The sequence below is a fragment of the Geothrix sp. 21YS21S-2 genome (assembly GCF_030846775.1).
GTDB lineage: Bacteria > Acidobacteriota > Holophagae > Holophagales > Holophagaceae > Mesoterricola.
This window is the reverse complement of sequence record NZ_CP132910.1, coordinates 3,557,019-3,580,286: the sequence shown is the minus strand read 5'-3', so window position 1 is coordinate 3,580,286 and position 23,268 is coordinate 3,557,019. Positions and strand designations below refer to the sequence as shown.

The window sequence follows — 23,268 nt, the reverse complement described above, 5'->3', positions numbered from 1 at the left end:
CTAGTCGGATGGATCATGCATCTCCCCACACCCGCTGGCTGCTCGAGGTACCGGGGGCCGCGGAGGACCGCCTGGGCGACTGGCTCACCGAAGGGGGCGCCACCGCCACCTACCGCGAGGCGGACCCCCCCCACACCTTCTTCGCCTATTTCCCTCCGGGCCTGACCCCTCCCGACGCCGGAGGCCTGGCCGCCTTCGGCGCGCGCCTGCTCCGCGAGGAGCGCTTCGAGGACGAGGACTGGCTGGCCAAGAGCCGGGAGGGCTTCGGCCCCATCGAGGTCGGCCAGGGCTTCTACATCCGCCCGCTTTGGGACGCCAGCCCGGCTCCCGGCGGCCGCACCCCCATCGTCGTGAACCCGGGCCTCGCCTTCGGCACCGGCGGCCACGAGACCACCCGCCTGTGCATGGCCCACCTCGAGGAGCTGGCCGCGGCGGGCCGGCTCCAGGACCCGGTGCTGGACATCGGCGCGGGCACGGGCATCCTGGCGCTGACCGCCTGGCTCTGCGGGGCCCGGCGCATCGCGGCCCTGGACAACGACCCCGACTGCGGCCCGGCCATGGACGAGTTCATGGTCCTGAACGAGGCCGTCCTGGGCGGCGCGCGCCCCTTCACCCACTACGTGGGCCTCCTGGACGACCCCAGGGCCGACGGCCCCTGGAACACCCTCCTCGCCAACATCCTCCTGGAGACCATCCAGGACCTGCTGCCCCGCATGGCCTCCATCGCCGCGCCGGGAGCCCTGCTGGTGGCCTCGGGCATCCTGGCCGAGCGCCAGGACGAGGCCCTCATCAGCCTCGCGGCCTACGGCTTCCGGCCCCTGAAGGTGACCACCGAGGGCGCCTGGGTGGCCATCCTGGCGGAGAAGCTCCCATGAACCGTCAGGACCAGCCCATCGGGGTCTTCGACTCCGGCATCGGGGGGCTGACGGTGGTGCGCGCGCTGCGCAGGCTCCTGCCCGAGGAGTCCATCGTGTACCTGGGCGACACCGCCCGGGTGCCGTACGGCAACAAGTCCCACGCCACCATCGAGCGCTATGCCCTGCAGGCCGGGACGATCCTGGGCCGCCACAAGCCCAAGCTCATGGTCATCGCCTGCAACACCGCCTCGGCCCACGGCCTCGGGGCGCTGCAGGCCGCCGCGCCCTGCCCCGTCATCGGCGTGATCGAGCCGGGGGCGGAGGCCGCGAGCCTGGCCAAGGGGCCCGTGGGCGTCATCGGCACCCTGGCCACGATCCAGTCCGGCGCCTACGACGACGCCATCCGCCGACGGAACCCCCAGGCCGTCATCCACAGCCTGCCCTGCCCCCTCCTGGTGGGCTTCGCGGAGGAGGGCTGGCTGGACGACCCCATCACCGACGCCATCTGCCGCCGCTACCTGAACCAGATACCCTTCGAGGTGCGCACCATCGTCCTGGGCTGCACCCACTACCCCACCCTGCTGCCCAGCCTGAACCGCACCCGCCCGGACACCACCTGGCTGGACAGCGGCGAGCTCGCGGCGAAGGCGGTCGAGGACCTCCTGCGGGGCTCCCTGGGCTTCCGCACCGCCAGCGCCCGGGGCGACCTGAGGATCCTGCTCACGGACGCCGGCACCCGCCTCCAGGAGGTCGGTGAGCGCTTCCTGGGCGAGCCTCTGGACTCCGTGGAGCTCGTGGAGCTCTGATGCTCCTCCAGGACTCCCTGTCCCGCGCCCTGGTCGAGTACCTCACGGGCACCGTGTCCAGCTACCAGCGCCGGGTCCCCAACGACCCGGAGCTGCTGCGCGCCGTGCTGCGGCCCGGGGACGTGATCCTGGTGGAGGGCGACACCCGCATCAGCCAGATCATCAAGTACCTCACCCAGAGCTCCTGGAGCCACGCCACGATGTACATCGGGGACGCCCTCCTGCGCTGGGGCGGACCCGAGGCGGACCGGGCCCTGGACCGGTACGGCCCGGAGGCCGCGCGCCTCCTCATCGAGAGCGACCTGAAGGACGGCGTGCGGGTCGTGCCCCTGGCCATGTACCTGGACTGCAACCTCCGCGTCTGCCGGCCCCAGGGACTGCGTCCCGGGAGCCTGGACCGCGTGATGATGGAGCTGCTGACACACCTGGGCGTGCGCTACGACCAGCGCAACATCTTCGACCTGGCCCGGTACCTCTTCCCCTTCCATCTCGTGCCCCGGCGCTTCCGGCCGCGCAGCCTCTACCTGGGCAGCTCCAGCAGCCGCGAGGTGATCTGCTCGGCGCTCATCGCCAAGGCCTTCTACCGCGCCGGCATCACCATCCAGCCGCCCCTGGGCGAAGGCGCGGGGCCCCAGGTCCGCCACCCCAGCTACATCATGCCCCGGGACTTCGACCTGTCGGCCAACTTCCAGATCCTCAAGTTCGGGCCCCCGCGGCCCCTGCTGGAGACCGCGGCCCCCTGGGACCTCACCTGAAGACGTTCTGGTTCGGGTTGCGCTCGTCCATCTCCAGCCACAGCCGCTGCATGCTCAGGAGCCGCTCCGGGTAGTCCAGGCCGAGGGCCTCGTCCTCGGGGTCCAGGGCCATGGGATCCTCGATCCACTCCGGGGGGAATTCGGGAAAGATGGCCGGGAGCAGGGTGCGCGGGAAGCCGCGCACGCTCAGGTTCCGGATGCCCGGGGTGTCGATGAGGGTGCCGCCGGTGGCGCAGGGCAGCCACCGCGCGCCGGTGGTGGTCTGGCGGCCGGTGCCGTAGCGGCTCATGTCCCCCGTGCGCTGGTTGAGGCCGGGGGCCAGGGCGTTGATGAGGGTGCTCTTGCCCACGCCGCTGTGGCCCACCAGGGCCACCGTGCGGCCCTTGAGGAGCCCGGCCAGTTCCGGGAGGCCCGCGCCCGTCACGGCGCTGGTCTCGATAATGGGCAGGTTCTGGGCCCGCAGGGGGTCCAGTTCGGGGAGGGTGTCCTTGCTGGAGGCCCGGTCCCGCTTGGTGACGATGATGCGGAAGCCCAGGCCCGAGGCCAGGGCCAGCGTCTGGGCCCGCTCCAGGAGGCCCGGGCGCAGGGGCGGATCGACCACCGCCGCGCACACCCAGAGCTCCTCCGCGTTGGCGCAGATGAGCTGCCAGGGCTCCCGGTCGTCGATGCCGCCGCGCTTGAGGAGCGTGCGCCGGGGCAGCACGGCCACCACCTGCACCTGGGGGAGGTCCGGGTCCTGGGCCTCCAGGGGCACCGGGGAGAAGCGCACCCGGTCGCCCACCACCAGCTTCACCCCCTTGAGCTTGCCGGCCAGGGTGGCGCGGATGGGCGTGCGGTCGTCCAGCTCCAGGTCCACGATCTGGCTGTGGCGCCACACCAGCGTGGCGGCCTCCAGGTGGGCCCAGGGGGCCGCGTCGGGCAGCAGGAGCATGGAGTCGGAATCGTGGGATTCCGCCTCGGTGGTCAGGCGCTCGGCGGACTGCTGGCGGCGCTTGCTCTGGGCCTTGCCCTCCCGCGCGTAGGCGTCGGGGCTGTCCAGGTCGTGGGCGTCCCGGCTCTGGCCCAGGCGGTACTTGCGTCCCATCAGGCCCGCCCCGCGAACTCCCGGGTCTCCACGGCCACCTTGACCTTCTCGCCCTCCTTGATGAAGAGGGGCACCTTGATCTCGATGCCCGTCTCCAGCTTGGCGGGCTTGAGGACGTTGCCGCTGGCCGTGTCCCCCCGGGCGCCGGGCTCGGTGTAGGTGACCGAAAGCTCCACGTGGGTGGGCATCTGGAGGCCGATGGGATTGCCGTTGTACTTCTGGATCTGGATGATGGCGCCCTCCACCAGGAAGTCCAGGGCGTCGCCCCGCATCTCGTCATCCAGGGTCAGGGTCTCGAAGGACTCCTGGTCCATGAAGTGGGATCCGTCCCCGTCGGAGTAGAGGTAGGAGGCCTGCACCATCTGGAGGTCGGGCTCCTTGAACTTGTCGCCGGCCTTGAAGGTCTTGTCGAAGACCGCGCGGGTGAGGAGGTTGCGCATCTTGAGGCGCACCAGGGTCTGGCCGCCGCGGGCCGTGGGGGTGGAGATCTCCACGTCCAGGCAGTGGAAGGGGGTGTCCTCGAATTCGAAGAACATCTTTCGTTTTACGGCGATCGCTTCGATCAGGCTGGCCATGGCTTCCTCGGGGATAAAGAATTTCACATTGGCGCCCCCGTCGACAGACCCGTCCCGGAGACCGCTCAAGGGGAAATAGTGCCATGATCCGGGCAAAACCCCCAATTCCTGTATCATGGGGGGCAGGAACAACGTAATGGCGGATCTTCCAAAGAGCATAGGCCGGTATCTGGTCAAACGGGCCATTGGCCAGGGCGCCATGGGCGTGGTCTACCTCGCGGAGGACCCCCTCCTGAAGCGCCGCCTGGCCCTGAAGGTGGTCCGCGCCGCCGGCGAGGAGCGGGAGCAGGCCCTGGAGCGCTTCAAGCGCGAGGCCGAGATCTCCGCCCAGCTGAACCACCCCAACATCGTCACGGTGTACGACGTGGGCGACGAGCCCGCCATGGGCCCCTTCATCGCCATGGAGTACGTCGAGGGCAACAGCCTGGGCAAGTTCATCCGGGACAATTCGCTGGAACTCGAGACCAAGTTCGGGATCCTCATCCAGGCCATGCGGGCCCTGCGCGCGGCCCACCGCCACGCCATCGTCCACCGGGACGTCAAGCCCGACAACATCCTCGTGGCCGAGGACGGCCGGGTCAAGCTCATGGACTTCGGCATCGCCAAGACCATGGCCCCGCGCCTCACCAACGCCGGCGAGTTCCTGGGCTCGCCGGCCTACAGCGCCCCCGAATTGCTGCGGGGCGGCGACCCCACCCCCAGCTCGGACCGGTACGCGTTCGCCGTGACCTCGTTCGAGCTGCTCACGGGCCAGTTGCCGCACCCGGGCACCAACGTGGCCGCGGTCATCACCCACATCCTGACGGAGCCGCCGGTCTTCCCCGCCGGAATGTCCGGCGACATGACCAAGGTCTTCCGCCAGGCGCTGTCCCAGGACCCCGAGGAGCGCCCCGGCTCCCTCATGGACTTCCTGCTGCCCCTCGTGGACGCCTACCCCCTGGATTCCAATTGCCGCGCCCGGGTCAACGAGCTGTTCCGCCACGACGACCACGCCGGGGACATCGTGCCTCTCCGGCGCCTGCGCCCCTCGTCCGCCATCCCCCCCGAGCCCCCTTCGAGCGCCACCTCCACCGGCAGGACCACCGCGGGCCTGGGCGGCGTGCGGGCCACCCCGGTGCGCCCCATCCCCTCCTACACGCTCCCCAGCCCCGTCAAGATCGAGCTGGAGACCGAATCTCCCACGAGCACGCGCCCCCCCGGCCACGGGCAGGGCCCGGACCGCCGGCAGGGCGCAGACGAGGTGACGCCCCTGACCATGGTCAAGTGGTTCATCGCCATCCTGGTGGCGGGCCAGCTGATCTGGTGGCTCTACCGCCTCGTGAACAGCTCGGCGCCCCCTACCTAGGCGATTGGCAGAGCTCCATGAGGACCCCCCCCGTCTCCGCCGGGTGGATGAAGGCGATCCTGCAGCCGTGGGCTCCGGCCCGGGGCTCCTTGTCGATCATGCGCACCCCCTTGGCCAGGAGTTCCTTCACGGCAGCCTCCACATCGTCCACCTCGAAAGCCACATGGTGGATGCCGGGCCCCTTCTTCTCGAGGAACTTGCCCACGGGCCCCTCGGGGTCGGTGGACTCCAGGTACTCCAGCGTGCTGGGGCCCACGGGGAAGAAGGCGGTGCGCACGCGCTGTTCGGCGACCTCCTCCACGTGGTCGGCCTCCATGCCGAAGAGCCTGCCCATGCGGCCCATGGCCTCGTCCAGGGTGGGGGACGCGATGCCCAGGTGGTTGATGCGAAGAATTTGCATAGTGCCTCCTGACCCAGTTTACGGGAACCCGGAGGCCCGCGGCCGCATTCTGGATACATGCTCCCCGTGCTCCTCGCCCTTGCCCTGACCCCCTCCCCCGGGCCCACCCTCCCCGCCGTCCAGGGCCTGCGCAAGCCCCTGCCCGTGGCCGCGGACGTGGCGGCGTTCGTGAAGTGGTCCCTGGCCGAGGTGGGCCAGGCGGTGGTGGTGGTGGAGGGGGAATACGCCCTCCCCCTGCCCAGGGTGTCCACCGGCATCCGGATCCTGGAGGGGAGGATGCGCCTTTTCAGCGTGAAGATGCCCAACCCCGCCGACATCCCGGCGGCCCCCTGGATGGACACGAACACCATCCGATCCGGGGGGAATGTCGCCCAGAGAATATATCCGATGGGGTTGGGATATTAAAAAGGAGTGATAATGGGGCATGGGCTTTTCGGCCCGCAAGGAGACACCATGGCCCAGATCACCCTCAAAGGGAACCCCATCCACACCGTCGGCGACCTGCCCAAGGCCGGCAACCCCGCCCCGACCTTCACGCTGACGCGCAAGGACCTCTCCGAGGTCTCCCTGGCGGACTTCAAGGGCCAGCGGGTGGTCCTGAACATCTTCCCGAGCATCGACACGCCCACCTGCGCCACCTCGGTCCGCACCTTCAACGCCCAGGCCTCCAAGGCCGCCAACACGGTGGTCCTGTGCGTGTCCGTGGACCTGCCCTTCGCCGCCGGCCGCTTCTGCGCCGCGGAAGGCCTGGACAACGTCGTCCCCGCCTCCGCCTTCCGGACCCCCGAATTCGGCAAGGCGTACGGCGTGACCCTCATCGACGGCCCCCTGCGCGGTCTGCTGGCCCGCGCCGTGGTGGTGCTGGACGAGACGGGGAAGGTGGTCCACACGGAACTGGTCCCCGAGATCGCCCAGGAGCCCAACTACGAGGCCGCGCTCAAGGTGCTGAACTAGGGGCCGAGGTTCCCCGAGGAAAGAGGGCTTGTCAGATTCCCCTGTGGATCAGGTAGGCCCAGTTGGCCAGGACGGCGGCGGCGAGGCCGCACAAGGCCAGCCTGCGCTCCGTCCGGGTCCATTCGAAGCGCGGGGTCAGGCCCGTGGCGGCCCTGAAGGCGAACCACGCCACCGCGGCCAAACCCGCGGTCATCAGCAGGGGGTTCCAGAGGAAGGCCCGCCAGGGATGCCCGTTCAGCAGCGCCAGCGCCCCCCGGGTGGCGCCGCAGGTGGGGCACGGATGGCCCGTGAGGCGCTTGAACATGCAGGTGGCCACCTCCACCCCCCAATGCCGTTCCAGGAGCGCCTCGACCCCGGCCAGGGCGGAGAATGCCAGGGCCGCGGCCAGGGCCCAGACCGGGACCCGGGGGAACCTGGGGGCGGGCTCGAGCCTCACATCCGGTGACTGAGGAGGAACGGGATTGCGATGGCGGCGATCACGCCCAGGAGCCCGAGGATGCCGAGGATGGTCGCGATGATGCCCAGGATCCACCCGGCCCTGGTCTGTCCCTCTCCGGAGCGGTCCATGCGGCCCGCGGCCATCTCCTTGAGGTCGGAACCGCCCATGACCCAGGCGAGGATGGCGAAGACGAAGCAGCAGAGGAAGCCGACGATGCCGAAGGCGAGGATCATGCCGCCGCGGTGCGGCCTGGGGCCCTGGGGGGCGTACTCGTTCATGCGGGCTCCGGGAAGGGGACTACCCCATGGTGGCCGCGGGAGCCGGCGCGATCAATCCCTTCAGCCGGCGATGCGCTTGAGGCGGCGGAGCTCGGGAACCCTCCAGGCGATGGCCCCCACGACGCCCAGGGTCATCAGGCCCCCGAACACCACGGAGGGCACCACGCCCAAGAGGCGCGCGGCGAGGCCGGACTCGAAGCTGCCCAGTTCGTTGCTGGAGCCGATGAAGAAGCCGTTGACGGCCTGGACCCGGCCCATCATCTCGGGCGGGGTGCGGGTCTGCACCAGGGTTCCGCGAAGCACCATGCTCACGCTGTCCATGGCGCCGCTGGCGGCCAGGAGGATCAGGGAGACCCAGAACACGCTGGAGAGCGCGAAGCCGATCCAGCACAACCCGAAGCAGCCCACGCAGATGAGCAGGATCGTGCCGGCGTGGTTGCGGGGCGGATGGTGGGCCTGCCAGAAGCCCATGGCCACGGAACCCACGGCGGGCGCGGCCCGGAGGACCCCCAGGCCCTGGGGGCCGACCCGGAGGATTTCGGCCGCGAAGACCGGCAGCATGGCCACGGCGCCGCCGAAGAGCACCGCGAAGAGGTCCAGGCTCAGGGCGCCCAGCACGAGGTTGTGGGTGAACACGAACGTCACCCCTTCGCCCAGGTTCTGGAGGATGGGCGTCTTGGACGGCGTGCGGGGGTGGGGCAGCACCTGGAGGATCATGACGAGGGCCAGGCCCATCAGCAGGACCTCCACCTGGTAGGCCAGCGCGGCGCTCCCGAAGCTGTACAGGAGCCCGCCGAACGCGGGCCCCGTGACCTGCGCGAGCTGGAAGGAGGAGCTGCGCCAGGTCGCGGCGTTCTGGTAGGCCTCCCGGGGCACCAGTTCCGTCGCCAGCGCCTGGGAGGCGGGCCGGAAGAAGGCGCGGCCCAGGCCGGCCAGGGCCTGGATGGCATAGAAGGGCCAGGCAGCCTGGGGGACCCTGCCCGTGTTCATGGCCAGGAGCAGGAGCCCTCCCGTGAGCATGACGGCCATGGACAGGAGGGAAAGCGTCCTCCGGTCCCTGCGGTCCGCGGCCCAGCCGCCCACCAGGGTGAGGGTCAGGAAGGGGATCGCCTCCGCCAGGCCGATGAGGCCCAGGGACAGGGGGTCGTGGGTGATGTGGTACACCTGCCAGGCCATGGCCAGGGTCTGGATCTGCGTGGCCACCGTGAACGCGAAGATCCCCCCCAGGAACCAGCGGTACTCGGGGTACCGCAGGGACTGGTAGGCATCATGGCCCGGATCACTACTCATATCTGAGCGCGTCGATCACGTTCAGGTTCGCGGCCTTCAGCGCCGGGAGGAACCCGGCGACGATGCCCACCACCCCCGAGAAGCCCAGGCCCAGGGCCACGGCCCAGGGCTCGGCCACGGCCGGGAGGACCGCGGTGAACTTGAGGATCCAGATGATCAGGTAGGCGATGGCCACCCCCAGGAGGCCGCCCAGGATGGACAGCACCACGGCCTCGGTGAGGAACTGCATGAGCACGCTGTGGCGGGTCGCGCCCAGGGCCCGGCGCACGCCGATCTCCCGCGTGCGCTCGGTGACGCTCACGAGCATGATGTTCGAGATGCCGATGCCGCCCACGATGAGGGAGATGCTCGCGGCCATGGCCAGGAAGGTGGTGAGGACGCTGGCCTGCTGGTCCTGCATCTTCACCCAGTCGTCCTGCTTGCGGATCATGAAGGGGTTCTCGTCCTTGGGCGTCAGGCGCAGGCGCTGGCGCAGGAGCGCGGTGATCTCCATCTCGGCCAGGTCCGCCTTGCCCTCCTGCGCACTCACGAGGATGTTCTGGATGCGGTCGGTCCCGACGATCTTGTGCATGACCGTCGTGTAGGGGGCGACCACGATGTCGTCCTGGTCGCCCATCATGCCGGCGCCCTTGGACTCCAGGATGCCGACGACCTCGAAAGGCAGCGCGGCGATGCGGATGATCTTGCCGATGGGCTCCTCGCCGTTGGGGAAGAGCGTGTCGCGCACGGTGGTGCCCAGGACGCAGACCTTGGCCTGCCCCTTGGTTTCCTGTTCCGTGAAGAACCGCCCCTGCTGCACCTCCCAGCCCCGGATCTGGATGAACTGGACGCCCGATCCCTGCACGGTGGAGACCGTGTTGTTGTTCTGGTAGATGATGGCGCGGTTGGCCCGCACCTGCGGCGTGGCCGCGACCACGGTCGAACCGGAGAGGTCCCGCTCGATGAGCCCGGCGTCCTCCTCCAGGAGGATCGGGACCGAGCCCATGCCCATGGGGCCCCGGGCGCTGTTGGAGCTGCCGCCGCCGTTGAAGATGGTCAGCATGTTGGAGCCCATGTTCTGGATGATGTCGATGGAGGCCTTCTTGGACCCCTGGCCGATGCCGATCATGGCGATGACCGCGCCCACGCCGATGATGATGCCGAGCATGGTGAGGAAGGCCCGGGTCTTGTTCCGGGTGATGGCGAACAGCGCCAGCTTGATGAAGTCGAGAACGTTCATGACCGGGTCTCCGGAAGGATGGGGCTGCGCCGCATCAGCGGCGCATGCCGCCGGGAGCGCCGATGGGAGCGGCGGTCTGCGCCGACTTCTTCAGGTCCTCGACGCCGGTGAGCACCACGATCCCCTCCGTGACGCCTTCGCCGCTGACCTCGGTGAACATGCCGTCGCTGGCCCCCACCTTCACGGGCAGGGCCTTGGGCTTGCCGTCCACCAGGATCCAGACCCGGTCCTCCCGGCGGGACACCATGCCCTTGCCGGAACCGCCCGGACGGGCGCCACCGCCGCCGGGGCGCTGCTGGCCACCGGCCTGCTGACCGGCTGCCGGGCCGGCGCCCGGGGTCTTGGGCGCCGCGTCCTTGAGGAAGGCCGCGGGGTTGAACCGCAGGGCCGCGCTGGGCACCCGCAGGACCTGGTCCCGCTCCTTGGTGACGATGGTGCAGTTGGCCGTCATGCCCGGGAACAGGGCCAGATCGCCCCGGTAGACCGGGCTGCCCGGCAGGATGTAGCGGGCCGTGCTGGATTCGAGGTCGGCCGTCTGGGGTTTGCCCATGAGGACCGGCTTGCCGGCAGGACGAGCATGGCCGCCTTCCTGGCGCATGCCGCCGGGACGCCCCTCGGCGCCATGCCAGCCAGCAGGGGAGGGAGCGCCCCCACGCGGGCCCTGCTGGCCGCCCGCCCTATCCCCGCCTTCCCGCTTGAGCCCCTCGGGGGCCGCGTTGCGGGGTTCGTTGTTCACTTCCATGACCACCAGGTAGGTGACCACGTTCTGGTTGACCACGGGATTGAGCTGCACCTGGCTCACCACCCCCCGGAACTGCTTGTCGGGATAGCTGTCCACGGTGAAGAAGGCCCGCTGCCCGACCTGCACCTGGCCGATGTCGGCCTCGTCGATGGCGGCCTGGACCTTCATCTTGGACAGGTCCTGGGCGATGGTGAACATGTTGGGGGTGCTGAAGCTGGCCGCCACGGTCTGGCCCACGTCCACCAGGCGGTTCACCACGACGCCGTCCACCGGCGCCCGGAGGGTGCAGTAGTCCAGGTTCGTCTTGGCGCGGACCACGCCGGCCTTGGCGGAATCCAGGTTGCCCTGGGCGGTCTTCAGGACCAGCTCCTTGGCGTCCAGGTCGGCGTCCGACAGGAGCTTCTGCTCGTGGAGCTGCTTGTTGCGCTTGTAGTCGATCTGGGCGTTGAGGAGCGAGGCCTTGCAGCGGTCCAGGGTGGCCTGGGCGTCCTGGATCTGGGTGAGCCAGGGCGTCTCGTCGATCTTCCCGATGACCTGGCCCTTCTTGACGAGGCTGTTGAAGTCGGCGTAGATGCCCGTGACGACGCCCGAGACCTGGGTGCCCACCGGCACCTGGATGAGGGCGTTCAGGGTCCCGGTGGCGCTGATGCGGGCCGTGATGCCGCCCTTGTCGACCTTGGCCGTGCGCCACTTGATCTCTTCCTTGGGGCCCTTGATGAGGTAGGCGGCGCCGGCGCCCACCAGGACCACGGCCACAGCGGTGACGATCCAGACTTTTCGACTCATAATTACCTCGAAGCCAAGGGTTCAGATACCTCTACCTTGCCATGTGAGGCACGGATCGGCAAAAAGGTTGAGCCCGAAGGCCGAATTGTGACCGGATCTCAGAGGGTGTCTGCAAAAGGGGAGGCCCTCTCAGCGCAGGAAGGGGAATGTGTCCGTCACCACCCGCCATGCGAAGGCCGTGTAGAGGGTCCCGGGGAAGAGTCCGATGACCACCACCAGGATCCCGCACACCAGCACCGCGGCCCCGGCCAGGGGGGCCCGCAGGGCTGGGCGCTCCGAGGCCTCCCGTTCGGCCTTCTCGGTGGGCTTTTCCAGGAACAGGGCCACGGGAAGGCGGAAGTAGTAGTACACGGACACCAGGCTGGCCAGGACGCCGGTCACCGCCATGGCGACATGCCCCTGGAGAATCAATTCCTTGAAAATCATGTACTTGCCGTAGAAGCCGGCCATGGGGGGGATGCCCGCCAGACCGAAGAGGCACAGGCTCGCCGCGATGGCCAGGTCGGGCCGCTTCCAGCCCATCCCCTTCACGTCGTCGAAGGTGGTCTTGTCGCCCACCAGGCCCAGGCAGGTGAGGATGCCGAAGGCGCCCATGTTCATGACGAGGTAGGACACGAGGTAGAAGATGATTCCGCCATAGGCGGCGGGGGTGCCGGCCACCAGGCCCAGGAGGATGTAGCCGGCGTGGCTGATGCTGGAATAGGCCAGCATCCGCTTGATGTTGTTCTGGGCCAGGGCGGCCAGGTTGCCCACCACGAGGGTGAGGATGGCCACCACGGCCAGGGCGGCCTGGATGCGCAGGGAACCGGGCGCCGGGATGCCGGCGCCCAGCACCCGCAGGAGGGCCAGGATGGCCACGCCCTTGGTGGCCACGGACATGAAGCCGGAGATGGGATGGGGAGCGGCCTCGTACACGTCCGGCGTCCACTGGTGGAAGGGCACGGAGCTGACCTTGAAGAGGAAGCCCATCATGAGGAGGGCGGCCCCGGTCAGGGCGATGGCGTCGGGGGTGCGGGAGGCCAGGGCCTGGCCCACGGCGACGATCTCCAGGGAGCCCGTGACGCCGTACAGGAGCACCGAGCCCATGAGGAAGCTGGAGGCGGCCACGGCCCCGGTGATGAAGTACTTCATGCCTCCCTCGAAGGCCTTGGCGCGGGTCCGCACCGTGGCGGTGAGGGCGTACAGGGGCAGGGAGAGCAGTTCCAGTCCCAGGAACAGCAGGATGAGGTTCGAGGCGGCCACGAAGAGGATCATGCCCACCGCGGAGAAGAGGAGCAGGCTCAGGGTCTCCCCCTTCACCCAGCCCTCCTGGTGGAGGTGGTCCCACAGCTGGAGCACGGCCAGGGCCGCGGCCACCAGCACGAAGATCCCGGCGAACTGCGCCAGGCGGTCCATGTGGATGGCGCCGTAGGCCGGCTGCGCCCCGGTGGCCCACAGGCGGGTGATGTAGAAGAAACCCCCGGCCAGGCAGAAAAGGGCCATGAAGAACATGGCGCCCCGGACCCACTTGACCGTGGCCTGGTCCTTGTCCAGCGCGGCCAGCGGCAGGAGGCACGCCCCCAGGGCCGGGATGAGGAGCGGCAGGATGGCGGAGAGTTCGCTCGCGGTGATCATCATCGCTTCACCTCGCCACCGGCGGTCTGGAGGAGGGCCCGGGACACGTGGGCTTCGGACTGGCCGAGGAAGGTCTCGGGATGGATGCCCATCCAGAAGATCAGGACCACCAGCGGCAGCAGGACCGCCACCTCGCGCAGGTTCAGGTCCGCGTGGAGGTGGGCCGTGCCGCTTTCGGGATCCGGGTTGGCCGGTCCCCAGAAGACGCGCTTGACCATCCAGAGCATGTAGGCCGCGCTGAGCAGCACGCCCAGGGTCGCGACCACGGCCGCGGCCTTGCCCCAGTGGAAGCCCGACAGGTACGTGCCGTTGAGGATGAGGAACTCCCCGGCGAAGCCGTTGGTGAGCGGGAGGCCGATGCTGCTGAGCGTCACGATCATGAAGAACGCCGTGAAGACGGGCATCTTCAGCGCAACTCCGCCGAAGTCGGCGATGCGCCGGGTATGGGCCCGGTCGTAGAGCATGCCCACCAGGATGAAGAGGGCGCCCGTGGAGATGCCGTGGTTGAGCATCTGGAGCATGGCCCCCTGGGTGCCGATGACGGTCATGGAGGCGATGCCCAGCATCACGAAGCCCATGTGGCTGACGGAGGAGTAGGCCACCAGTTTCTTGATGTCGGTCTGCACCATGGCCACCAGGGCGCCGTAGATGATGGCGGCCACCGACAGGCCCGCCAGCAGCAGCGAGAAGTGGCGCGCCGCGTCCGGGAAGATCGGGAAGGCGAAGCGGAGGAACCCGTAGGAGCCCAGCTTCAGCAGAACGCCGGCCAGGATCACCGAGCCCGCCGTGGGCGCCTCGGTGTGGGCGTCGGGAAGCCAGGTGTGGAGGGGGAAGAGCGGAACCTTGATGGCGAAGGCCAGCGCGAAGGCGATGAAGAGCGTGCCCTGGGTCTTCCCGGGCAGGGCCTGCACGGCCTGGGCCATGACGCCCGGGGCGAAGCTGCCGGCCTTGCCGGCGGTGTAGAGCAGGGCCACCAGCCAGAGCAGGGAGCCCGAGAGGGTGAAGAGCAGGAACTTGGTGGCCGCGTAGCGCCGCTCCGCGCCGCCCCACACGCCGATGAGGAAGTACATCGGGAGCAGCATGGCCTCCCAGAACAGGTAGAACAGCAGCAGGTCCTGGGCCACCAGGGCCCCCAGCATGCCGGACTCCAGCATCAGCAGCAGCGCGAAGGCGGTTCCGGGGCGGTTCGGGAGGCTGTTCCAGGTGCCGAGCATGGTCAGCGGCACCAGGAAGACGGTGAGGATCACCAGCCAGAGGTTGAGGCCGTCCGCCGAGAGGTGGTACTCCACCGGGATGCCCACGGCCGAGAACCAGTGGAAGCGTTCGACGGCCACCTGCCCCAGGGCGTCGGGCTGGCCCCGAAGGAGCTGCGCGGCGGCCACGGCCAGGACGCCCGCGGCGCCCAGCACGGCCAGGAGCTTGACCAGGGGCGCCTGGCGCTCCGGGAAGAGCAGCAGGAGGGCGCCCCAGGCGAAGGGGGCGAAGACCAGGAAGGTCAGCAGGTGGGAGTTCATCCAGGGCGTGATCACGGGGCGGCTACCTCAAGAAGATCCAGAGCAGGAGCACGGTCCCGAAGGCCATGCCCAGAGCGTAGTTGCGCACCCGGCCCGTCTGGGTCCGAGCGGTGAAGTCGCCGGCGATGCGGGCCAGGGCCCCGGGAAGGTTCACGCCGACGCCGTCGATGAGGATGACGTCGAAGAATTTCCAGGCGAGGTTGGCGATCCAGCGCACCGGGGCGAGGAGGCCCGCCTCCACGCCCTCGTCCACGAAGTACTTGTTGGCGAGCACGCGGTACAGGGCCGGGTTCCGCTCGGCGAAGGCCTCCTCGGAGGCGGTGCCCTTGCGGTAGATGAGGAAGCCCGCCAGGCCGCTGGCGAGCGCCAGGGTGGTGCTCAGCGCCATGAGGCCCCACGCCAGCGCGTGGCTGCCGTGCTCGGCGGCCCCGGGCGCCTCGGCCTTGCCGAAGGCCAGGGCGGGCTCCAGCCAGCCCTCGATGGCGAAGGTCCCGCCCCAGATCTTCGGGAGGCCCAGCAGGCCCGCCAGGAGCGCGCCCGCGGCGAGCAGCGCCAGGGGCAGGGTCATGGTCCAGGGGCTCTCGTGGGCATGCTCATGGGCGTGGTGGTCCCGGGGCTTGCCCCAGAAGGTCAAGGCCATGAGGCGCCACATGTAGAAGGCGGTGCACACGGCGCCCAGGAGGCCGACGACGTAGAGCGCGGGGCTCTTGAGGAAGGCCAGGTAGAGGATCTCGTCCTTGCTGAAGAAGCCCGAGGTGCCCGGGAAGCCCATGATGCAGAGCGTCGCGATGAGCATGGTCCAGAAGGTCACGGGCATCCTGTCCTTCAGGCCGCCCATCCTGAAGAGGTCCTGCTGGTGGTGCAGGCCGTGGATGACGCTGCCGGCGCCCAGGAAGAGGAGGGCCTTGAACCAGGCGTGGGTGAACACGTGGAAGAACCCGGCGGCGAAGCCCGCGGCGCCCAGGCCCAGGAACATGTAGCCCAGCTGGCTCACGGTGGAGTAGGCCAGCACCTTCTTGATGTCGCGCTGGAAGAGGCCGATGGTCGCGGCGAACAGCGCCGTGATGCCGCCCGTCCAGGCCACGATGGTCATCGTCGTGGGGGCCAGCTCGTAGAGGGGCGCCAGCCGGCAGATGAGGTAGATGCCGGAGGTGACCATGGTGGCGGCGTGGATGAGGGCGCTGACGGGGGTGGGGCCCGCCATGGCGTCGGGCAGCCAAAGGTACAGCGGTATCTGGGCGCTCTTGCCGGTGGCGCCCACGAACATCATCAGCGTGGCGAAGGTGATCACGCCGAAGGAGGCCTCGGGGGCCAGGTGCCCGGCCCTGCCCAGGATGTCGCCCACGGTCAGCGTGCCGAAGGCCGCGAAGAGCGCCATCATGCCCACGATCATGCCCAGGTCGCCCACGCGGTTGAACAGGAAGGCCTTCAGGCCCGCCGCCGAGGCGAGCTCGGTCTCGAAGTAGTAGCCGATGAGCAGGTAGCTGCAGAGGCCCACCCCTTCCCAGCCCACGAACAGGAGCGGCAGGGAGGAGCCCAGCACCAGGGTGAGCATGAAGAAGACGAACAGGTTCAGGTAGCAGAAATACCGGGCGTAGCCCTCCTCCTCCCACATGTAGCCCACGGAGTAGAGGTGGATCAGCAGGCCGATGCCCGCCACGACCAGGGCCATGACGGAGCTGAGGGGGTCGAAGACGAGGCCGAAGGGAACCCGCAGGTCGCCCACGGCCATCCAGTCGAAGTAGGCCAGGTCGAGGCGGTGCCCGGGGGCGGCCTTGGCGGCGAAGAAGAGGGCCAGGGCCAGGGCGAAGGAGGCGCCCACGGTGCCCAGGGCCACGGCGGTGACGGCGGCCTTGCCCGCCCTCTTCCCGAGGAGGCCGTGGAAGGCGGAGCCCAGGAGGGGCAGGACGGGGATGAGCCAGGCGATTCTCTGCATCATGCCCTCACAGCTTGAGCGCGTCGGCGCGGTCGGTGTCGGTGGTGGTGCGGTGGCGGAACAGGCCCACCACCAGCGCCAGGCCCACGGCGGCCTCGCACGCGGCCACCGCGATGATGAAGAGGTAGAAGACCGTGCCCTGCACGTCCCCGCCCCTCGCCCGGGCGAAGGCCAGGAGCGCGATGTTGGCGGCGTTGAGCATGAGCTCGACGCCCATGAACTGGACCAGGACGGTGCGCCGGCTCAGCACGATGAAGAAGCCGATGACGAAGAGCAGCAGGGCCACCAGGACGTACCCCTGGAGGCTGCCTTGAAGGAGGGTGGTCACGGTCGGCTCCATCACAGGTCCCTCTTCACCAGGACCACGGCCCCGACCATGGTCGCCAGGAGCAGCAGCCCGACGATCTCGAAGGCGGCGAGGTGGTTGTTGAACAGGGCGTTGCCCAGGGCGTCGAGGTTCATGGGGGGCGGCACGCCCACGGGCCGGGGCGACCGGAGGATGCCGGAGGCCAGCACCACCTTCACGGCCCCGCCCGCCAGGGCCAGGGCGGCCACGACCGAGCCCCAGCGCTGGATGGGATGGGCCTTCAGGGCCTCCTCCTCCTCGTGGGCGCTCAGGAGCATGATGACGAACAGGAGCAGGACGACGATGGCGCCGGAGTAGACGATGACCTGCAGGGCCGCGGCCACGGGGTTGGCCAGCAGCAGGAACAGGCCCGCCACCCCGAAGAAGGTGAGCACCATGCAGAGCCCGGCCACGACGAGGTTCTTCTGGAAGGCCAGGGAGAGCCCGCCGAGCAGGGTGATGAGGGCGAATATCAGGAACATGGGCGGGTCCTACAGCGAGGTCGGATTACGGGGGACCGAGGGCGTGGGATCCTGGGTGATCCTGGCCTTGCCGTCCTTGTCCGCATAGGTGTTCATGAGGTCCCACTTGCCGAACTGCATGGAAAGCCGGTCGTAGGACGCCTGTTCGTAGTCGCCGCGCAGCCAGATGGCGTCCTTGGGGCAGGCCTCCTCGCACATGCCGCAGTAGATGCACCGGAGCATGTCGATCTTGAAGACCGCGGGACGCTTCTCGTCGAAGCCCTGGGACTTGTTGAGGTCGCCGTAGGCGTCGGCCTCGATGGTGATGCACCGGGCCGGGCAGGCCTCGGCGCACATGAAGCAGGCCACACACTTGATGGACCCGTCCTCGAAGCGCTTGAGCTCGTGGAGGCCGCGGTAGCCCGGGCCCACTTCGCGCTTCCAGTCGGGGTACTGGACCGTGAACCGGTCCCGGCTCCGGGTGAAGATCTGCTTGAGGAAGTGCTTCATGGTGATCGCCATGCCCTGGAGCACGGGGATCACGTAGGTGCGGTCCACCCAGGTGAGTTCGACCTTCTTGACGATGACTGCCATGGTTCAACCCCGCCTGTACATGAGGAACGCCTGCACCATGAGATTGCCCAGACTCAAGGGGAGCATCACCTTCCAGCCCATGAACATCAGCTGGTCGAACCGGAAGCGGGGCACGGTCCACCGGATCCAGATGAAGACCCAGCAGAAGAAGACCAGCTTGAGGACGAAGGCGGCGATGGAGAGCGAGACGGAAGGCGCGGCCACGAAGGGCACCTGCCAGCCGCCGAAGTAGAGCGTGACGATGAGGGCGGCGGCCGTGACGATGTGCACGTACTCCGAGAGCTGGAGCAGCGCGAACTTCATGGAGCCGTACTCGGTGTGGAAGCCGGCGACGATCTCGCTCTCGCCCTCGGCGAAGTCGAAGGGGAGCCGGTTGGTCTCGGCGAACATGCACACGAAGAACACCAGGAAGCCGAAGAACTGCGGCACCACGTTCCAGATGACGGCCTGGTGATTGATGATCTCGTGGGGATCGTAGCCCCCGGTGCGCAGGAAGATGGCCACCACCGCCAGGCTCATGGCGAGCTCGTAGCTGACCATCTGGGCCGAGGCGCGCATGCCGCCCAGGATCGACCACTTGTTGTTGCTGGACCAGGCGGCGGTGAGGATGCCGTACACCGCCACGGAGCCGATGGCCAGGGGGTAGAGCATCCCCATGCCGTTGCCGGGCTCCAGGAGGCTCATGTGGTAGGTCTGGCCGCCCGACACCAGGGCCCGGCCGAAGGGGATGACCGCGAAGCCCATCATGGCCGGCACGAAGGCCATGAAGGGGGCCAGCCAGAAGAGGAGCTTGTTGGCGTCGGTGGTGACCAGGTCCTCCTTCAGGAAGAACTTGATGCCGTCCGCGGCCAGCTGGGGCAGGCCCAGGAGGCGCCAGCGTCCGAAGAGCAGGGCCCGGTTGGGGCCGATGCGGTCCTGGATCATGGCGCTGCCCCGGCGCTCCACCCAGGTGAGGATGGCGGCCAGGGTCAGGGGACCCGCGAAGACGATGATCACCTTGGCGATCATCCAGAAGGTCTGGGGCTGGAGGTGCAGGAGTCGGGCTAGGAATTCCATCGGGCAGCTTTCCGGCAGGCTTCCACTGGGAAGCCCGGCTCTTCCAAATTACCAGGGGGATCATATAAGAACAAACGGCGTGGTTGTTAGCATACCGGGTTCCGGGCGAGGAAAAAGAGGGTCCCTTGACCCGGATCAAGGCGGGGGCGGGCCGCGTCCTCCAGGCTGGTCGCTGGAGGTAGTCATGAAACAACGTTGGCTCATTCTTCTTCTGGTGCTCATCGCCAGCTTCGGGGTGCTGGGCATCGGGGGCAGGCAGATCGCCCTGAACGCCCCGCCCATCCCCGCCAGCGTGGTGGGCCCCGACGGGGGCGAACTGGTGGGCGCCGGGCAGATCCTGGCTGGCCAGAAGAGTTACCTGGGCCACGGCGGTCAGCACATCGGGTCCGTGTGGGGCCATGGGGCCTACCTGGCCCCCGACTGGACGGCCAAGGCCCTTCACCGCTGGGCCGAGCTGACGCTGGCCCAGGCCCGGGCCGCCGGCCTCTCCGACGCCGAGGCCCGGGCCCGCACCCAGGCCGCCTTCCAGACCAACACGTTCAAGGACGGGGTCCTGACGCTGGACGCCGCCCGCGCCTCGGCCTACGTGGCCACCCGGCAGGAGCTGGCCCGCACGGTCTCCGAGGGCGACAAGGACGCTTCGATCCCCGCCCGGTGGATCCCCACGAAGGCCGAAGGGGAGCGGGTGGCCGATTTCTTCCTCTGGACCGCCTGGACCGCCGCGGCCCGCAGGCCGGGGGAGGACCATTCCTACACCCAGAACTGGCCCCAGGAATCCCTGGTGGGCAACCAGATCACCCCCATCAGCCACCTGTGGAGCATCCTCTCCATCGTCCTGCTGATCCTGGGCGTGGGCCTCATGGTCTGGTTCCAGGCCTCGCAGCCCGAGGAGGCCTTCCCGGACCCCAAGCCCATGGTCCCCGCCCCCGCCACCCCCAGCCAGCGCTGGTCGGCGATCTACTTCGCCGTGGCCATGGCCCTCTTCCTCGTCCAGATCTTCATGGGCGTCCTCACCGTCCACTTCGGCATCGAGTCCAACGCCGTCTACGGCGTGGACCTCTCCCGCATCCTGCCCTACGCCGCCACCCGCACCTGGCACCTGCAGCTCGCCGTGTTCTGGATCGCGACCTGCTGGCTGGCCACGGGCCTCTACCTGGGCCCCAAGCTCGCCGGCCGTGAGCCCAAGGGCCAGTACCTGGGCGTCGCGGGCCTCCTCCTGGCCCTGGTCGTGGTGGTCGTGGGCGCCCTCGCCGGCAGCCAGCAGGCCATCCTGGGCAAGCTCAGCGGCTCGTTCATGCTGGGTCACCAGGGCTACGAGTACGTGGAGCTGGGCCGCCTCTGGCAGATCCTTCTCACCGTGGGCATGGTGGGCTGGCTCGTGCTGGTCGTGCGGGCCCTGCGCCCCGCGCTCGCCGAGGAGAAGGGCCGCCTGGGCCTCCTGAAGCTCTTCCTCCTGGCCGCCGTCGCCATCCCCCTCTTCTACTCCGCGGGCTTCATGTACAACCGCGAGACCAACCTCGCCCTGGCCGAGTACTGGCGCTGGTGGGTGGTCCATCTCTGGGTCGAGGGCTTCTTCGAGGTGTTCGCCACCGTCGCCATCGCCCTGCTCTCCACCCGCCTGGGCCTCCTGCGCGAGAAGACCGCCCTGCGCACCGTGAACCTCAGCATGGTGCTCTTCCTGGGCAGCGGCATCATCGGCACCTTCCACCACCTCTATTTCACGGGTTCCCCGGCCTTCATCTCGGCCCTGGGCTCCATGTTCAGCGCCCTGGAGATCGTCCCGCTCACCATCGTCGGCTTCGAGCTGGCCCAGAGCCTGCGGGCCGGCCGCGCTCTCGGCAGCGGCTACGAGTGGCCCTTCAAGTATTTCGCCGCCGTCTGCTTCTGGAACCTCATCGGCGCCGGCGTCTTCGGCATGCTGATCAACCCCCCGTCCATCCTCTACTTCGGCCAGGGCCTCAACACCACGCCCATCCACAGCCACGCGGCCCTCTTCGGGGTCTACGGCTTCCTCGCCATCGCCCTGATGCTCTTCGCGCTGCGTGGCATGACCCCCGACCGCGCCTGGGACGGCAGGCTGCTGAAGGTCGGCTTCTGGGGCCTCAACCTCGGCCTGGTGCTGATGCTCGTCATGAGCCTCATCCCCAGCGGCCTCCACCAGATCGTCCAGAGCCTGCAGCACGGCACATGGTACGCCCGCAGCGCCGAAGTGGTGCAGAGCCCCCTCATGCGGGCCTTCACCTGGCTGCGGCTGCCCGGGGACGTGCTGTTCGGCATCGGCGCCCTGGCGGTGACGGCGTTCACGGTCAAGGCCGTGGTCGCCGCCTGGAAGTGGCGCAAGGCCTAGAACCCCTGCATGCCCGAAACGGCCTGCCCTCCGGGGCGGGCCGTTTCCCTTTCCGGGTACCGCGATATCCTTCAGGCACAGCCCACGGAGGTCCTCGTGCCACCCATCGCCCGAGCAGGATTTCTGGGCCTCCTCCTCCTGGGTTCCCTGCCGACCTTCGCCGAGTCCCCCCGGACCTACCGGATCACGGCCCGGAGGCTTTCCAGGGAGGCCCTGGCGACACCCCCCCAGGAGCTGCGGAGCCTGGAAGAACGGGGGAAGTCATCGGTCGCGGTGGTGGTCGTCCCCGACACCCGGGAGGGGCCGCCCGGCGACGGGGTCCTCGACCCGCGCTTCCGATACGACCCGGCCGTGGCCCGGTTCCTCCTTCCCACGGACCGGATCCAGTGCGGCGACCCGGGGATCGCGAGACTCGCGGCCGCCCTGCCCGGGACCCGCACCCTCGAGGTCATCCGGGCGGGCCTGGCCCTCGTGTCGCGGTCGGTGACCTACGATCCGGTCCTGGCCAAGGCCATCTCGGAAGGGACGGCGTCCCCGAAGGACGCGCTCGCGGTGCTGCGGGAGGGCACCGGGACCTGCAGCGAATACGCGAGCCTCTTCGTGGCCCTGATGCGGAGCCGGGGGATCCCGGCGCGGTACGTCGTGGGCCTCCTCTACGCGCCGGAGAATGACGCGGACTTCGTCCATGCCTGGGCCGAGTGCTACCTGCCGGGCCACGGCTGGCTTGGCGCGGACCCCCAGGCCGGAAGCCTGGGGCTCGCGCCGGACCACATCAGGCTGTTCCTCGGGATGGACTACCCGGACTGCGGCGCCGGGCCGCTGCCGCAGCTGTGGCCGCTGAAGGCGGTCCGGATTCAGTCCCGGCTTCCGTAATAGGTCCACGACCACAGCCGGATCGAGGTCCCCTCCACCGGCCCCCGCTGGTAGAGCCGGATCCAGCCCGCCGGCTGCGCGCTCCATTTCACCAGGAGGGCCTGGTTGTCGGCGTTCTCCCCCAGGCCGGAGGCGTCGACGAGATAGGTGGGGTAGCCGGGCTCGGGGAAGGCCACCTGGATCCAGTCGCCGCGCCGCTCCAGGGGCGAGACCACGATGTCCCGCACCTTGCGGGGGGTGCGCTGGACGTCCAGGTCCTCCTGGCTGTGGGGGGGGGTGTTGCGGCCGGGGGCGAACTCCCGGGGGGCGGAGGTGCGCCACAGGGCCTCGCCCACCATGCGCCCGTCGGGGAAGCCGCTGGAGGCGTAGGGAGCGTCGTCCCGGGGTTCCGTGCGCACGGGCTGCAGGGCCAGGCTGAGCATGAGGCGGTTGTGCAGGGTCCATCCCTCGTGGCTGGTGCGCTCCTTCACACAGACGCGGGAGTTGGCGAGGATGGCCTCCAGGTGGCTCTCCAGGGTCGTCACCTGGGCCCGGCTCGCGGCCAGGTCCACCCAGCCCCAGCCCAGGGGGCCGCCCCACACCAGGGCACGCCCCTTGTCCAGGGCGAAGACGGCGGGGTGTTCGCTGGGCTCGCCCGTGACCAGGGGCCCGGAGAGGCTGAGGCATTCCACGGCCATGACCTTCTCGGGCTTGGGGCCCTTGAACCAGTCCAGGAACTCCAGGCCGGGAAGGGTGGTCCCCCCGCGGGCCTTGACCCAGTAGACGGTGAAGTCCTGCTGGCCCTTGCCGGGGCCGTCCAGGACGCCCATGGCGCCCTCCTCGGGGGGCTGCCGGTCCAGGTTCAGCCAGGCGGTGACGGGGGGCGCGGCCTTCTTCCGGCGGCAGCCGGTGCCGAGGCCCAGCCCCACGACCAGCCCAAGCATCAGTGCGACTCGGAGTTTCATGGTCCTGCTCCCGTTGTCCCGTGTGAACGTGGCACCAGGATAGCGGAAATACC

Annotated in this window: 24 protein-coding genes; 8 read left to right on the top strand and 16 right to left on the bottom strand. The window is 69.2% G+C overall.

Annotation, left to right across the window (positions count from 1 at the left end):
- The first annotated feature begins 8 nt into the window (after positions 1-8).
- From RAH40_RS15810 to RAH40_RS15800, 3 genes are read left to right on the top strand one after another with little or no spacing between them, the layout of a single operon-like run.
- Complete coding sequence (locus RAH40_RS15810; RefSeq protein WP_306598531.1) at positions 9-875, top strand: 50S ribosomal protein L11 methyltransferase; 867 nt, start codon at positions 9-11, stop codon at positions 873-875.
- Entirely contained in the window at positions 872-1,663 is a 792-nt protein-coding gene (gene murI, locus RAH40_RS15805) for a glutamate racemase (protein WP_306598530.1), read from the top strand. Before RAH40_RS15810 ends, murI begins: the two co-directional genes overlap by 4 nt.
- On the top strand, positions 1,663-2,418 hold the full coding sequence (locus RAH40_RS15800) for a YiiX/YebB-like N1pC/P60 family cysteine hydrolase (protein WP_306598529.1): 756 nt from the start codon (positions 1,663-1,665) through the stop codon (positions 2,416-2,418). The genes murI and RAH40_RS15800 overlap by 1 nt, the downstream gene beginning before the upstream one ends.
- On the opposite strand, the gene rsgA is transcribed toward RAH40_RS15800, so the two are convergent.
- Together rsgA and efp are read right to left on the bottom strand one after the other, a co-directional pair.
- Positions 2,411-3,502, bottom strand: a complete 1,092-nt coding sequence (gene rsgA, locus RAH40_RS15795) for a ribosome small subunit-dependent GTPase A (RefSeq protein WP_306598528.1) — start codon at positions 3,500-3,502, stop codon at positions 2,411-2,413. The two genes, RAH40_RS15800 and rsgA, sit on opposite strands and share 8 nt — an antisense overlap.
- Positions 3,502-4,077, bottom strand: a complete 576-nt coding sequence (efp, locus tag RAH40_RS15790; protein WP_306598527.1) for an elongation factor P — start codon at positions 4,075-4,077, stop codon at positions 3,502-3,504. Before efp ends, rsgA begins: the two co-directional genes overlap by 1 nt.
- Positions 4,078-4,213: 136 nt before the next feature.
- Between efp and RAH40_RS15785 the strand changes: the two genes are divergently transcribed.
- On the top strand, positions 4,214-5,422 hold the full coding sequence (locus RAH40_RS15785) for a serine/threonine-protein kinase (RefSeq protein WP_306598526.1): 1,209 nt from the start codon (positions 4,214-4,216) through the stop codon (positions 5,420-5,422).
- Here the strand turns inward: RAH40_RS15785 and mce are convergent.
- Complete coding sequence (gene mce / locus RAH40_RS15780; protein WP_306598525.1) at positions 5,415-5,822, bottom strand: methylmalonyl-CoA epimerase; 408 nt, start codon at positions 5,820-5,822, stop codon at positions 5,415-5,417. The two genes, RAH40_RS15785 and mce, sit on opposite strands and share 8 nt — an antisense overlap.
- Positions 5,823-5,879: 57 nt before the next feature.
- Between mce and RAH40_RS15775 the strand changes: the two genes are divergently transcribed.
- Both RAH40_RS15775 and tpx read left to right on the top strand, forming a co-directional pair.
- On the top strand, positions 5,880-6,227 hold the full coding sequence (locus RAH40_RS15775) for a hypothetical protein (RefSeq protein ID WP_306598524.1): 348 nt from the start codon (positions 5,880-5,882) through the stop codon (positions 6,225-6,227).
- Between the two features lie 48 nt (positions 6,228-6,275).
- The gene (tpx, locus tag RAH40_RS15770; RefSeq protein ID WP_306598523.1) at positions 6,276-6,776 is read left to right on the top strand and encodes a thiol peroxidase; all 501 of its coding nucleotides are present in this window, start codon (positions 6,276-6,278) and stop codon (positions 6,774-6,776) included.
- Positions 6,777-6,807: 31 nt separating this feature from the next.
- Here tpx and RAH40_RS15765 read toward each other — a convergent pair whose 3' ends face one another.
- The 12 genes from RAH40_RS15765 to RAH40_RS15710 form a co-directional block, all read right to left on the bottom strand.
- Positions 6,808-7,212, bottom strand: coding sequence for a DUF2752 domain-containing protein (locus RAH40_RS15765; protein WP_306598522.1), 405 nt, complete (start codon positions 7,210-7,212; stop codon positions 6,808-6,810).
- On the bottom strand, positions 7,209-7,493 hold the full coding sequence (locus RAH40_RS15760; RefSeq protein WP_306598521.1) for a hypothetical protein: 285 nt from the start codon (positions 7,491-7,493) through the stop codon (positions 7,209-7,211). The genes RAH40_RS15765 and RAH40_RS15760 overlap by 4 nt, the downstream gene beginning before the upstream one ends.
- Positions 7,494-7,553: 60 nt before the next feature.
- The gene (locus tag RAH40_RS15755; RefSeq protein WP_306598520.1) at positions 7,554-8,783 is read right to left on the bottom strand and encodes an MFS transporter; all 1,230 of its coding nucleotides are present in this window, start codon (positions 8,781-8,783) and stop codon (positions 7,554-7,556) included.
- Positions 8,776-10,002 carry an ABC transporter permease gene (locus RAH40_RS15750; protein ID WP_306598519.1) on the bottom strand — a complete coding sequence of 409 codons (1,227 nt, stop codon included), beginning with the start codon at positions 10,000-10,002 and terminating at the stop codon, positions 8,776-8,778. The genes RAH40_RS15755 and RAH40_RS15750 overlap by 8 nt, the downstream gene beginning before the upstream one ends.
- Positions 10,003-10,036: 34 nt before the next feature.
- Positions 10,037-11,530 (bottom strand): efflux RND transporter periplasmic adaptor subunit, encoded by a 1,494-nt coding sequence (locus tag RAH40_RS15745; RefSeq protein ID WP_306598518.1) that lies wholly within the window; start codon positions 11,528-11,530, stop codon positions 10,037-10,039.
- Between the two features lie 129 nt (positions 11,531-11,659).
- Entirely contained in the window at positions 11,660-13,147 is a 1,488-nt protein-coding gene (locus RAH40_RS15740; protein WP_306598517.1) for an NADH-quinone oxidoreductase subunit N, read from the bottom strand.
- Positions 13,144-14,673, bottom strand: a complete 1,530-nt coding sequence (locus RAH40_RS15735; RefSeq protein WP_306598516.1) for a NuoM family protein — start codon at positions 14,671-14,673, stop codon at positions 13,144-13,146. Before RAH40_RS15735 ends, RAH40_RS15740 begins: the two co-directional genes overlap by 4 nt.
- A 7-nt stretch (positions 14,674-14,680) precedes the next feature.
- Positions 14,681-16,594 carry an NADH-quinone oxidoreductase subunit L gene (nuoL, locus tag RAH40_RS15730; protein ID WP_306598515.1) on the bottom strand — a complete coding sequence of 638 codons (1,914 nt, stop codon included), beginning with the start codon at positions 16,592-16,594 and terminating at the stop codon, positions 14,681-14,683.
- Between the two features lie 7 nt (positions 16,595-16,601).
- Positions 16,602-16,922, bottom strand: a complete 321-nt coding sequence (gene nuoK, locus RAH40_RS15725) for an NADH-quinone oxidoreductase subunit NuoK (protein ID WP_306598514.1) — start codon at positions 16,920-16,922, stop codon at positions 16,602-16,604.
- 11 nt (positions 16,923-16,933) lie between these two features.
- Entirely contained in the window at positions 16,934-17,422 is a 489-nt protein-coding gene (locus RAH40_RS15720; RefSeq protein ID WP_306598513.1) for an NADH-quinone oxidoreductase subunit J, read from the bottom strand.
- A gap of 9 nt (positions 17,423-17,431) precedes the next feature.
- On the bottom strand, positions 17,432-17,995 hold the full coding sequence (locus RAH40_RS15715) for an NADH-quinone oxidoreductase subunit I (RefSeq protein WP_306598512.1): 564 nt from the start codon (positions 17,993-17,995) through the stop codon (positions 17,432-17,434).
- A 3-nt stretch (positions 17,996-17,998) separates the two neighbouring features.
- Positions 17,999-19,051, bottom strand: a complete 1,053-nt coding sequence (locus RAH40_RS15710; RefSeq protein ID WP_306598511.1) for a complex I subunit 1 family protein — start codon at positions 19,049-19,051, stop codon at positions 17,999-18,001.
- A 184-nt stretch (positions 19,052-19,235) separates the two neighbouring features.
- Here RAH40_RS15710 and RAH40_RS15705 point away from each other — a divergent pair, with 184 nt between their 5' ends.
- Positions 19,236-21,398, top strand: a complete 2,163-nt coding sequence (locus RAH40_RS15705; protein WP_306598510.1) for a nitric-oxide reductase large subunit — start codon at positions 19,236-19,238, stop codon at positions 21,396-21,398.
- 96 nt (positions 21,399-21,494) lie between these two features.
- A complete protein-coding gene (locus RAH40_RS15700; RefSeq protein WP_306598509.1) occupies positions 21,495-22,271 on the top strand; it encodes a transglutaminase family protein in 777 nt (258 codons plus the stop codon).
- Here RAH40_RS15700 and RAH40_RS15695 read toward each other — a convergent pair.
- Entirely contained in the window at positions 22,253-23,215 is a 963-nt protein-coding gene (locus tag RAH40_RS15695) for a hypothetical protein (protein WP_306598508.1), read from the bottom strand. The genes RAH40_RS15700 and RAH40_RS15695 overlap by 19 nt on opposite strands.
- Positions 23,216-23,268 lie beyond the last annotated feature (53 nt).